11 protein-coding genes and 2 tRNA genes are annotated in these 12,742 nt (G+C 34.8%); 10 read left to right on the forward strand and 3 right to left on the reverse strand.

Features of this window, described 5'->3' with window-relative positions:
- Positions 1 to 577: 577 nt before the first annotated feature.
- Positions 578 to 1,720 carry an acyl-CoA dehydrogenase gene (locus tag BC962_RS12595; RefSeq protein ID WP_121346399.1) on the reverse strand — a complete coding sequence of 381 codons (1,143 nt, stop codon included), beginning with the start codon at positions 1,718 to 1,720 and terminating at the stop codon, positions 578 to 580.
- Positions 1,721 to 1,813: 93 nt separating this feature from the next.
- Between BC962_RS12595 and BC962_RS12600 the strand changes: the two genes are divergently transcribed.
- The 10 genes from BC962_RS12600 to BC962_RS12645 all read left to right on the forward strand — a co-directional run bounded on the left by BC962_RS12600 (position 1,814) and on the right by BC962_RS12645 (position 9,333).
- Positions 1,814 to 2,878, forward strand: a complete 1,065-nt coding sequence (locus BC962_RS12600; RefSeq protein ID WP_121346400.1) for an anhydro-N-acetylmuramic acid kinase — start codon at positions 1,814 to 1,816, stop codon at positions 2,876 to 2,878.
- A 62-nt stretch (positions 2,879 to 2,940) separates the two neighbouring features.
- The gene (locus tag BC962_RS12605; RefSeq protein WP_121346401.1) at positions 2,941 to 4,167 is read left to right on the forward strand and encodes a Glu/Leu/Phe/Val dehydrogenase dimerization domain-containing protein; all 1,227 of its coding nucleotides are present in this window, start codon (positions 2,941 to 2,943) and stop codon (positions 4,165 to 4,167) included.
- Between the two features lie 59 nt (positions 4,168 to 4,226).
- Positions 4,227 to 4,928: a MotA/TolQ/ExbB proton channel family protein gene (locus tag BC962_RS12610; protein WP_121346402.1), complete on the forward strand. Its 702-nt coding sequence runs from the start codon at positions 4,227 to 4,229 to the stop codon at positions 4,926 to 4,928.
- 1 nt (position 4,929) lies between these two features.
- A complete protein-coding gene (locus tag BC962_RS12615) occupies positions 4,930 to 5,331 on the forward strand; it encodes an ExbD/TolR family protein (RefSeq protein WP_121346403.1) in 402 nt (133 codons plus the stop codon).
- Between the two features lie 13 nt (positions 5,332 to 5,344).
- Positions 5,345 to 6,163 (forward strand): energy transducer TonB, encoded by an 819-nt coding sequence (locus tag BC962_RS12620; RefSeq protein WP_121346404.1) that lies wholly within the window; start codon positions 5,345 to 5,347, stop codon positions 6,161 to 6,163.
- A 29-nt stretch (positions 6,164 to 6,192) separates the two neighbouring features.
- The gene (locus tag BC962_RS12625) at positions 6,193 to 7,386 is read left to right on the forward strand and encodes a bifunctional folylpolyglutamate synthase/dihydrofolate synthase (RefSeq protein WP_121346646.1); all 1,194 of its coding nucleotides are present in this window, start codon (positions 6,193 to 6,195) and stop codon (positions 7,384 to 7,386) included.
- A 228-nt stretch (positions 7,387 to 7,614) separates the two neighbouring features.
- Complete coding sequence (locus BC962_RS12630) at positions 7,615 to 8,433, forward strand: hypothetical protein (RefSeq protein WP_121346405.1); 819 nt, start codon at positions 7,615 to 7,617, stop codon at positions 8,431 to 8,433.
- Between the two features lie 168 nt (positions 8,434 to 8,601).
- Positions 8,602 to 8,676 (forward strand) — tRNA-Val (locus BC962_RS12635).
- Between the two features lie 72 nt (positions 8,677 to 8,748).
- Positions 8,749 to 8,823 (forward strand) — tRNA-Val (locus BC962_RS12640).
- A gap of 132 nt (positions 8,824 to 8,955) precedes the next feature.
- Positions 8,956 to 9,333, forward strand: a complete 378-nt coding sequence (locus tag BC962_RS12645) for a DoxX family protein (protein ID WP_121346406.1) — start codon at positions 8,956 to 8,958, stop codon at positions 9,331 to 9,333.
- 82 nt (positions 9,334 to 9,415) lie between these two features.
- Here the strand turns inward: BC962_RS12645 and BC962_RS12650 are convergent, their stop codons facing one another.
- Both BC962_RS12650 and gldJ read right to left on the reverse strand, forming a co-directional pair.
- Entirely contained in the window at positions 9,416 to 10,711 is a 1,296-nt protein-coding gene (locus BC962_RS12650) for a UDP-N-acetylmuramoyl-tripeptide--D-alanyl-D-alanine ligase (protein ID WP_121346407.1), read from the reverse strand.
- 137 nt (positions 10,712 to 10,848) lie between these two features.
- Positions 10,849 to 12,516 carry a gliding motility lipoprotein GldJ gene (gene gldJ, locus BC962_RS12655; RefSeq protein ID WP_121346408.1) on the reverse strand — a complete coding sequence of 556 codons (1,668 nt, stop codon included), beginning with the start codon at positions 12,514 to 12,516 and terminating at the stop codon, positions 10,849 to 10,851.
- Positions 12,517 to 12,742: the final 226 nt, after the last annotated feature.

Below are 12,742 nucleotides of genomic sequence, written 5' to 3' on the forward strand. Positions count from 1 at the left end.
CCCGTTAGCGCAGATGGTACTGCTGTATTGTGGGAGAGTATGTCGTCGCCTTTTTTTTGAAAAGCACTTATCGTGAGATAGGTGCTTTTTTTGTTTATAATAATCTCAACTAATACCCCTTCATCTAACCATGGAGGGGTTTTTTGTGTTTGGTAGTTTGGTATTAAAATGGAGATTGCTGCTGAGAGATCCTAAGAAATGTGTTCTTAATCTACAGATGCTGAATCTTTATTGAACCCGGCCAGGGATTGGAGCAAGCTACCTTGTAGCGCGGAAAGCCCGGCACAAGGCCTTAGCCGTAGGGGGACGCAAAAAAAAATTTGATATGGGGATGCGAGAGAATATTAGATTAAACCTAATAACTATAGAGAAATTTATTTAACGAATAATAAGAACTTGTGGGAAGTAATATATTAGATAAGACTAGGCTTATTACCTTGATTGAAGAGGAATATTAATAAATCTGTGAGATAGCTTAAAAAAAAGTTTTAGTCTCTTAAAAAGGCCTAAACTTCCATTTTAACCAAAAAAAAGAGCAACCTTATTAGGTTGCTCTTTGTATAATTAAGAAATTATATTATCCGTTGATAATACTTCTCGAAATAACAATTTTTTGAATTTCTGAAGTTCCTTCGTAGATCTGTGTGATCTTTGCGTCACGCATCATACGTTCTACGTGATAATCTTTCACAAACCCATTTCCACCGTGTACTTGTACAGCTTCAACAGATACCTCCATTGCCACTTGAGAGGCATATAATTTAGCCATGGCGCCAGAAAGGTCGTAATTTTCTTTATTGTCTTTATCTACAGCCGCTTTCATTACTAATAGTCTCGCAGCTTCTATAGCAACATGCATATCTGCCAATTTAAAAGCGATTGCTTGATGATTGCAAATTTCAGTACCAAAAGCCTTACGTTCCTTAGAATATTTTAAAGCCAATTCATAAGCACCTCCAGCAATTCCTAAAGCTTGAGCCGCTATTCCTATTCTTCCACCCGCTAAAGTTTTCATAGCGAATTTAAATCCGAAGCCATCTTCACCAATTCTATTTTCTTTAGGCACTTTTACATCGTTAAAAATTAAAGAATGTGTGTCACTTCCTCTAATCCCTAACTTATTTTCTTTAGGTCCAATTTCAAAACCTTCCCAAGTTTTTTCAACAATAAAGGCATTGATACCTTTATGTTTCTTCTCACGATCGGTTTGTGCAATTACCAAATAGAAATCCGCCGTACTTCCGTTGGTGATCCAATTTTTGGTTCCATTTAAAATATAATGGTCTCCATGATCTATTGCAGTTGTTTTTTGAGATGTAGCATCACTTCCTGCTTCTGGTTCTGAAAGGCAAAAAGCACCTATAGATTCTCCAGTAGTTAATTTAGTAAGATATTTCTCTTTTTGCTCCTCATTTCCAAAAGTATCTAGACCCCAACAAACTAAAGAATTATTAACAGACATTACTACAGACGCAGAAGCATCAATTTTAGAAATCTCTTCCATTGCCAATACATAAGAAACGGTGTCCATTCCGCCGCCGCCATATTCTGGAGATGCCATCATTCCTAGAAAACCAAGTTCTCCCATTTTCTTGATTTGCTCGGTGGGAAACTCTTGTTTATCATCTCTTTCAATTACTCCCGGTAAAAGTTCACTATTAGCGAAATCTCTGGCAGCATCACGAATCATTATGTGCTCTTCTGTAAGTTTAAAATCCATTAGGCAATTTATTTTAAAAATTCAATTTTTTTTGTGCGCAAAGATACCTTTTTGACCCCTAATATTCAATTAAGAATAATTATTTTTACGAATATGGAAATAAAAGAATATAAGGTTTTAGGCGTGATGTCTGGCACTTCATTAGATGGAGTAGATATCGCATTGGTTCATTTTACGAAATCCACAGATTGGGACTTCAAAATATTAAAAGCGGAAACCATTGGATATGATAATTCCTGGAAGGAAAAATTGGGCACTGCTTTAAATTTATCACCAATTGAATTAATGGAATTGGATGATGAGTATACAAATTACTTAGGGGACATAATTTCAAAATTCGTTAGAAATAATAGAATTGAGGAATTAGATGCAATTTGTAGTCATGGACATACTATTAAACATGAACCGGAAAATGGGTTAACTCTGCAAATTGGAAACCTACCTCATTTGGCAGAACTTGTAGATGAATTAGTGATCTGTGATTTCCGGGTGCAGGATGTTGGTCTAGGTGGCCAAGGTGCACCCTTAGTTCCTATAGGCGATGAACTATTATTTGCAGCCTATACTTATTGCGTAAATTTAGGTGGATTCGCTAATATCTCTACTAATAAGGAAGGTGTAAGAATTGCCTATGATATTTGTGCCGTGAATACGGTACTTAATTATTATTCAGAAAAGCTTGGGAAAGAATATGATGATGGAGGCACTATTGCGAGATCTGGAAAATTTAATCCGGAGCTATATAAATTATTAGAGGGGCTTCCCTTTTATAAATTGAATTCCCCTAAATCTTTGGGTATAGAATGGGTAAATAATTCTGTTTTGCCAATTTTGAAAGATTTTGAAGAAGATATTCCAGCATTATTAAATACTTATTGCCAACATATAGCTTCAGAAATAGCTAAGAACATTAAAGATTATCCCGAAGTAGAAGTATTATTTACTGGTGGAGGGGTTTTTAATACTTTTTTAATGGAACTTCTTCAACACAAAACCACTGCTAAGCTTACAATTCCTTCTTCAGAAATAATAAATTTTAAGGAGGCTGTGATCTTTGGGTTCTTGGGAGTGCTAAAATTAAGGGAAGAAATTAATGTATTGAGCTCTGTCACTGGGGCAGAAAATGACCATTGTGCAGGCATAGTTTATGAACCCTAATATTTTATAATTTTCCCCATAGGGGCGAATTGTTTTTTATATTTGCGTTCAAACTGATTTATATGAAAGACTTACTCGATTTATACGAAAATAAAGAACCAGAAATTGTTTTTAATTGGAAAGATGCTGAAACCGATGCGGAAGGTTGGACAGTAATAAACTCTCTTAGAGGTGGTGCTGCAGGTGGTGGAACTAGAATGAGAAAAGGACTTGATAAGAATGAGGTGTTATCTCTCGCTAAAACGATGGAGGTAAAGTTCACTGTTTCTGGACCAGCAATTGGAGGAGCAAAGTCGGGTATTAATTTTGATCCAAGTGACCCAAGAAAAAAGGGTGTATTGGAAAGATGGTATAAAGCGGTCTCTCCCTTATTGAAAAGTTACTATGGAACTGGTGGGGATTTAAATGTAGATGAAATTCATGAAGTAATTCCCATCACAGAGAATTGTGGGGTTTGGCATCCACAAGAAGGTGTTTTTAATGGGCATTTTCAACCTACAGAAGCAGATAAGATCAATAGAATAGGGCAGTTACGTCAAGGTGTGATAAAAGTTCTTGAGAATTCTACTTATTCTCCAGATGTTTCTAGAAAATATACGGTTGCCGATATGATCACTGGTTATGGGGTTGCTGAAGCTGTTAAGCATTATTATTCAATTTATGGAGGTGATGTAAAAGGTAAGAAAGCGATCGTTCAGGGATTTGGAAATGTTGGATCTGCAGCGGCTTATTACTTATCTCAAATGGGAGTTAAAGTAATTGGAATTATAGATCGTGTTGGAGGATTAATTAATGAAGATGGTTTTTCTTTTGAAGAAATAAAAGAATTATTCCTAAACAAGGATGGAAATACGTTGAAACATCCAAATTTGATCCCTTTTGAAGAGATTAACGATAAGATCTGGGATTTACAGGCCGATATATTTGCTCCTTGTGCAGCTTCCAGATTAGTTACCAAAGATCAAGTTGAGAGATTGATTAGAAGTGGATTGGAAATGATCTCTAGTGGAGCTAATGTGCCATTTGCAGATAAAGAAATATTTTTTGGCCCAATTATGGAGTATGCAGATGAAAAATTAAGCGTAGTGCCAGATTTCATTGCAAATTGCGGAATGGCACGAGTATTTGCTTATTTCATGGAAAGACGAGTACAGATGACCGATGAGGCAATCTTTAGCGATACCTCTAACACTATTAAAAATGCAATTCAGAAAACATATAATAACAGCAATTCTAAAACAGGAATTAGCAGTATTGCTTTTGAAATAGCATTAAAACAGCTAGTATAGTTTAAATACAACAATTAAAATTACAATCTCACGTTACACTAACAAACCTAATTTTATCTATGTTAAACTTTTTCCAAGATGCCGACGCTGCTCAAGCAGCCCTAGAGGTTGAGCCTGTCGTAGAAGAGAAAACTCTTTCGTTATTTGATTTAATGATGAGTGGTGGTTTGGGTGGCCAGATCATTATCGGAATTTTATTTATACTGCTTTTTGTAGCTGTATATATTTATTTCGAAAGATTATTTGCAATTAAAGCCGCCACACAAGTAGATCCAAATTTTATGCTTCAAATAAAAGATAGTGTATTGAATGGAAATATAGAATCGGCAAAAATTAGATGTGCTCAAAATAATTCTCCTGTTGCCAGACTTACAGAAAAAGGTATTTCAAGAATAGGCAGCCCTTTAGAAGACATCAATACAGCTATTGAGAATGCAGGACGATTAGAAGTTTACAAATTAGAAAAGAATGTGAGTATTCTTGCTACTATAGCTGGAGCAGCTCCAATGATTGGTTTCTTAGGAACTGTTATTGGTATGGTTTTGGCTTTTCATACACTAGCAACTAGTAGTGGGCAAGCAGAAATGGGAACCCTTGCAGAGGGGATCTATACTGCAATGACAACTACAGTGGCTGGTTTAATAGTAGGTATTATTGCATATATTGGTTACAACCATTTGGTTGTGAAAACAGACAAAGTAGTACACCAAATGGAAGCTACAGCGGTAGATTTCCTTGACCTTTTAAACGAGCCGGCTTAATATGAATTTAAGAAGTCGAAATAAAGTAAGCGCAGACTTTAGCATGAGTTCTATGACAGACATTGTGTTTCTGTTATTGATATTTTTTATGTTAACATCTCCAACAATTACTCCAGAAGCTTTGGACTTAATTTTGCCAAAAGCGAAGGGAAAGACCACTAATAAATCTAATCTTTCAGTAAGTATTACAAAAGATCTCCAGGTTTATATAGATAATGATAGAATAAGTAATAGCGCCTTAGAAAGCACACTTATTAGTAGGTTGGCAGGGGTAGAAGATCCTACGATTATTTTAAGAGCTGAAGAAGGAGTACCAATAGAAAAAGCGGTGAACGTAATGGACATTGCAAACAGAAATAAGTATAAGATTGTGCTTGCCGTTAAACCTGAAAAAGTAAATTAATAATAAGAACTCTGTGAGCTTTTTAGATACAAAACACGAAAAAAAATCTTTTACCATCACGGTAGTAATACATGTGTTGCTCATACTTATATTATTATTTGTAGGATTACAATATCTAGATCCTCCGCCAGAAAATGGAATAGCAATTAATTTTGGTACTTCAGAAGAAGGCTCAGGGGATAAGCAACCCACAGAAGCTATTAAGTCTGCCCCGCAAAAATCTGCTCCACCTGTAGTTGCTCAACCTAAAACGCAAGTTGAAGAAGTAGTAACTCAGGAATCTGAAGAAGCTCCGGTCATTCAGAAAAAAGCGGAGAAAAAACCAGTTATTCAAGAAAAAAAGGTGGAGCCTAAGAAATTACCACCTGCTAAAAAGCCGGATCCAACTCCAGATAAATCTACTACAGATGCTATGAGTAGTATCTTAAATGGACCAAAAAGCGATGGGACTGCAACCGGTGGTGAAGGTAATGATAGAGTTGCCGGAGATAAAGGAAGTAGGGATGGCGACCCAAATGCTAGTTCTTATTATGGGAATGGTTCTGGTTTAGATGGTGATGGAAACTATAGATTGGGTGGGAGAAAGGCTTTAAATAAGGAGAAGATTCCGCAGGATTGTAATGAGGCCGGACTTGTGGTGGTTAAGATCACGGTGAATCAAAACGGCCAAGTTATTAGTGCAAGTCCTGGACAGAGAGGAACTACAAATACTGCAACCTGTTTGACAGAGCCCGCAAGAAGAGCTGCTTTAGCCACAAGATTTAATAGTGATTCTAATGCGCCTTCTGTGCAGACGGGATACATTACCTACAATTTTAAATTATCTGAATAGTGTTTACTTATTCTCAAACTGTTGATTGGATGTTTCAGCAGTTGCCAATGTACCAGCGCGTAGGCGTAGATGCCTTTAAAAAGGATCTTTTTAATATTATTAAATTATCGGAACATTTAGAGAATCCGCACGAGAATTTTAAAACTGTACATGTTGCTGGAACAAATGGAAAAGGCTCTACAAGTCATATGCTTGCTTCAATTCTTCAAGAAGCAGGATATAAAGTTGGTTTATATACGTCGCCTCACCTTATAGATTTTAGAGAACGTATAAAGATTAACGGAAATGAGATTCCTGAGGATGAAGTCGTAACTTTTATACATGCAAATAAGGAGTATTTAGAAAAGAATAATCTTTCTTTTTTTGAAATGACGGTGGGAATGGCTTTTAGTTATTTCAGTAACGAAAAAGTAGATATAGCTGTTATAGAAGTAGGTTTAGGTGGGAGATTAGATTCTACTAATATTATTCGTCCCCTGCTCTCGGTTATCACCAATATTGGGCTGGACCACACAAACATGCTAGGAAATACTTTAGCAGAAATAGCGGCAGAGAAAGCTGGAATTATTAAGTCTAACACCCCGGTTGTAATTGGGGAATTTCAAGAAGAGACGTTTCCAGTTTTTAAAAGGACTGCAGAAAGTCATTCAGCAAAGATCCTTTTAGCTTCTTCGCAAGATATTGTATTGAAAACAGATCTTAAAGGGGATTATCAGAATAAAAATTCTAAGACCGCTTACACAGCAGCGAAAGAACTTAAATTACTAGGGTTTACTATTTCTTCTAAAAATGTAACACAAGGTTTGCTTTCAGTTGTATTCAACACAGGACTTCAAGGTAGATGGCAACAAATAATGGATTCACCTAAAGTTATATGTGATACCGCTCACAATAAGGAAGGTTTAAATTATGTAATTACTCAGTTAGAAAGAGAATCTTATAAAAAATTACATATAGTATTAGGTTTTGTAAGCGATAAAAAATTAGAGGATATTTTAAGTTTGTTTCCTATAGATGCAGATTATTATTTTTGTAAACCTGATATTCCTAGAGGCTTAGATGAAGACGTCCTTCATAAAGAGGCTTCGGCTGTTGGTTTAAGGGGTGAAAAATTTAAAAGTGTGAAGCACGCTTATCAAGCTGCCTTATCTAGAGCAATTAATAAAGATCTCATTTTTATTGGTGGTAGCACATTTGTGGTTGCAGAGATTCTTACTCCTTAACCCAAAACCCTTAGGTTTTGTCGACTATAATTAACTTCAGTGCGAATTTATAATAATTTTTATTAAATTGTTGCTATGCAATTGGTAGAGGTCTCCTCCATTTAAACTGTCTACCATTTTATTAACTTATTTCCCTCCCTTTTATACCTCATAGTATTCTTAAAAAGAATAATTCCAGACATGGCTTGCCTTGTTTATTATATTTTTTATTAACTAATCTTTTTTACTATGAAATCATTAAACAAATTTTTGAAAAGTACCATTGTATTGTTTCTAGTAACGGTTTATTGTGGATTTGCACAGGATTCTACCGCTACAGAATCTGAACCTGTTTATATTACAATGACCACAGTGCATTGGAACCCAGATCCAAACGTTAATTTTGATGACTGGAAGCAGACTGAGAAAGAATATTTTGATAAGGTCACCATGAAAAATGACCTTATTTTAAGTTCTGGCTTTTATACTCACTATTTCACTCCAGATAATTCTGAATTGATATTGGTGAATGTCTACAAAAACTGGGAAGATCTTGAAAAGGCTGATGTAAAGAGTGCTGAATTAGCGAAAGCAGCTTGGCCAGATGATGAAGCTAGATCTGCGTTTTTTGATAAACAACAGAAGTATTATTCCCCAGATCATAGTGATGAAATTTATATTTCTTTACCCTATACAATAGAGTCTACTGGAAACTCAGATAAGCCACAAGTTGTATATTTAAGAAATTTAGAAATGGCTATGAATGGGGAAGGAAACCCAGAATTATTTAAAGAATATTTTGAAAAGGTAACTAAAAAGCTATCGGCTTTAAAGGGGTATTATACACATAGACATCTTTGGGGTTCCAATAGCAGGCAATTTTCTGAAGCCTACTTTTATAATAATTTTGCAGATATAGAAAAATCCTTTGATGAAACCATAGCTCTAGAAAATAAGGCCTGGCCAGATGAAGCTAAGCGAAAGGAATTTATTAAGAATAAAAATAAATTATTTACAGGAAGTCATGGGGATTATATTTATAGAAGTGTTCCTGGATTAATGAAATAGAACTGGTATTTATTTGACTCTGAATCTTTTGATTCAGAGTTTTTTTTATTTAATGATATTTTGATATTCCAATTTATATTTAAGCCGAAAATAATTTTATTTTTTTTAAATATTAGTTTGTCATATTCAAAATGTAGTCTATATTTGCATCCGCATTCAAGCGTTTGCGGGCAATTAGCTCAGTTGGTTCAGAGCACCTCGTTTACACCGAGGGGGTCGGGGGTTCGAATCCCTCATTGCCCACTTAAGAGCTTCCATTAAAAAGGAAGCTTTTTTAATGTAATTTTATTGTTAGATCCTATTGTGTTTTAAATAGGGCAATTAGCTCAGTTGGTTCAGAGCACCTCGTTTACACCGAGGGGGTCGGGGGTTCGAATCCCTCATTGCCCACTATAAAAAAAAGCCTTCCATTTATGGAGGGCTTTTTTTATGTTTTAGATTTTAAAAATCCAATTAATAAATTTCTCTTTAGAATGATATTATTTAACTTTCAATGTGGTATTCATATTTAACTGTGGTAAAATGAAAAATAAAATTCTATTTGTTATTTGTCTTTTGTTCGGATTGATGTTCATTAACGCTGGATTAAACAAATTCTTTAATTATATGCCAATGCCAGAAGATCTGCCTGAGAGTATGATTAATCTAATGGCCGCTTTTAGCGAGATCGGCTGGTTGTTACCTTTGATAGGGTTTATAGAAATTATTGGAGGGTTTTTAATTATTCCTAAAAAAACTCGAGCGCTCGGAGCTATTATTATATTGCCAATTATGGTAGGAATTCTATTAACTCACATAGTGAATGAGCCATCAGGGCTTATTTTAGCCGTAATTCTCTTTGTTATTAATATTTGGGTGATCATTGAGAATCGTGAGAAATACTATTCACTTATTGACTAAAGAACAGTAAATATTACCTTATTCAATCTATGATTAATAGGAGCCTTTAAAGTGATTAGGGATTTAATTAACTTGGAGTAACTTATCTAGTGGTAGATTTTAATATATCCACAACTCTCTCTAAGGCCATTCCTCTGGAGCCTTTTATGAGAATATAGGAATTCTGGATTTTATTGGATTCGAGAGCTATTTGAAGATCGGAGAAATTTTCGAACTTCTTAATATGTTCGTTTTTGGATTTTGTTCTATAGAAATTCTTTCCTACGATAAATGCTTTGGAAAGTTCTAGTGTTTCTATATAGTTTACGATTATTTGATGTTCTTCTTCGGAAGAGGTTCCAAGCTCAAACATGTCTCCTAAGATCACTATTTTATTTTTAGCTGGATTATCTTTAAAGCTTTCTAATGCTGCAATCATGCTTGTTGGATTTGCATTGTAGGCATCCATTAGTAATGAGTTGCTACCACATTTTAGGATCTGAGAGCGATTATTTTTGGGGATATAATTATATACTGCTTTTTGAATGCTTTCTAGTGATATCTTAAAGTATAAGCCAATGCTAACCGATGCAGCAATATTTATAGCATTATAAGTGCCTGTTAACTGACTTTTAATAATGCTGTTCTGATATTCTACTTCAGCCAAAGTATTGGAATTATCGTATTTTATAATAATATCTGCTTCGGTTGATTCGCCAAAAGTAAAGACATCGTTATAACTGCTTTGCTTCTGCTGAATAGGATCATCTATATTTAAAAATATCTTACCGCGGTTTAATTTGAGGTAATTATATAATTCGCTTTTTGCTAAAATAACACCTTCAATACTTCCGAAACCTTCCAAATGTGCTTTTCCGAAATTAGTGATATACCCATAATTAGGTTTAGCTATTTCGCATAATTTTTCGATCTCTTTTGGATGATTGGCGCCCATTTCTACTATTCCAAATTCTGTCTTCGAATTCATGGATAGTAGGGTAAGAGGAACACCAATATGATTGTTTAGATTTCCTATCGTAGCTATAGTTTCAAACTTTTTCTTTAATACCGCATAGATTAATTCTTTGCTGGTGGTTTTTCCGTTGCTTCCAGTTATTGCAAGAATTGGAATGTTAAGGAAAGTACGGTGATAGCTGCTTAATTGTTGTAGTGTATCCAATACATTCTCAACCAAAATACATCGGTCGTTATTAGGTAATATATCTTCATCTATAATTGCATAACTAGCGCCCTTGGAAAGTGCTTTTTCAGCAAATAAATTGCCGTTAAAATTATCTCCTTTTAGTGCGAAAAATAAATGTTCAGATTTAATTGCGCGAGTATCTGTAGCCACTCCTTTGCTTTTAAGAAAAAGCTTATGTAATGTTTCAATATTCATTACCAAAATATATTAAATAGCAAACGGTTTAAAAAGTAGTTTTTCTAATCTTATAATAAAATTAGAGACCTAAGTATCTAATATTATTATAATCGAAAAATAAACTTTTTAAACCGTTTTATTCAAAATCGGGAAGATTAATTTCTTGCCGTTTTGTTTTTGTCTTTAGATTTAGATCCAACTCTAGACATTGCGTTTCTAAATCCAATATAATCTGTTGCCATATCTTGAGGGAAATATCTTCTTTGAGAAGGATCTAACCAATATGCTCTGTCTCTCCAAGATCCACCTTTATACACACGAACTTCATCACTTACCATTGTGGTTCTACTAGTCTCATCGTAGTTAGGTTTTACATTTCCTGTACTATCTGTATCGGTGCTGAATTGAGGAGAATTATACATTCTCTTGGAAGGATTTGAGATCTCATTGAAAGGCTCATAATATCTTGTTGAACTTTTATCTCCATCACGGAAGTTTCTATTGTCACTTTCGTTAAAGTTGGTTCTAAGATAAGTGTCTTTTTCATTAATTGGAACTTGCGCGATCTCTCCTGGAAGAGCTCGGGCCATAATTCTACCACTACTTAAAGTATCATATACTACTCCTTCTGGTGTTACAATTTGTACAGTACCATCATCGTTAATAGCGTTTTTGGTATAAACATTTCCTCTGTAGTAATTAAAATCATTGAATTCATCATCTACTATAGGTCTGTAAACATCGGCTACCCATTCTGCCACGTTACCAGCCATATCATAAAGACCATAATCGTTAGCTTGATAAGATTTTACTTCTGCAGTGATATCCGCACCATCATCACTCCAACCTGCGATTCCTCCATAATCTCCTTCACCTTGCTTAAAATTGGCTAGTTGATCTCCTTGTCTTTTAGCATCTCCAGAACGAGTATATTGCCCATCCCACGGATATTTTTTTCTTCCACGATATACATTGTAATCTCTAATACCCACTAATCCTAAAGCTGCATATTCCCATTCTGCTTCAGTAGGTAGTCTGTATTCAGGTAATAACACACCATCTTTACGTTGTATGTAAATATTTTTGGCATTACTAGTATCTTTAGCAGTACCTAATTTGTCAGCATTTTTACCACCACGTGTAATACTATCGTTTCCTCCATAAGTTTTTGTAGGAGCATTTAAATAAGTTTCAGTATCAAAAGTAGTGCCCGCAGAAACATCTGTATAACGAGCTCCTTCTTTAGAATATCCTTCTTTTTCTAGTTTAAGCTCATTTACTCTATTGGTTCTCCATTTGCTAAATTCAGTTGCCTGCATCCAGTTAACTCCTACCACGGGGTAATTTGAATAGGCTGGGTGACGTAGGTAATTATTTACCATGGTCTCATTAAAACCTAATCTATTTCTCCACACTAAAGTATCTGGAACTGCTCCAGAATATATATTCTTGTAATTTGGTTCACTTGGAGGGAAAACATTCTTTAACCAATCCAAGTATTCCATATACATGATGTTGGTAACTTCAGTTTCGTCCATATAAAACGATTGAACGTGCTGTTGAGTAGGAGTGTTATTCCAGTCGTGCATTACGTCATCTTGAACTCTACCCATGGTAAATGTTCCTCCTTCAACAAAAACAAGTCCGGGACCAGTTTCCTGCTCCTTGTAATCTGTTTTGTATTGAAAACCACCGTCTTTAGAATTAATATCCCATCCAGTAGCTCGTGAGTTATTCTTGTAATCTCTAGAATTGTTACAACTAAATAAGCTAGCGCCTATAGCGATAGCAAATAGTGTTTTAAAGGCAACAGTAGTCCTCATATTTTTATTCTATTTATGTAGTAATTTAGGCCTTGCAATATAGTAATTAACGGGAAAAGTACAAGTTTATTTTATCTTATTCAAAATGTGCTAAACAGTTAATAATCTTGATGCTTGGAACTTTTTAGACATATTTATTATTGTCGCAAAAGTAATACTAATAGTTTAGGTTTAAAATATTTTTAGTTAAGCATATGAAAACATGTGGCTAGAGACAATAAATATT

Source organism: Gillisia mitskevichiae (assembly GCF_003634585.1).
Taxonomy (GTDB): domain Bacteria; phylum Bacteroidota; class Bacteroidia; order Flavobacteriales; family Flavobacteriaceae; genus Gillisia; species Gillisia mitskevichiae.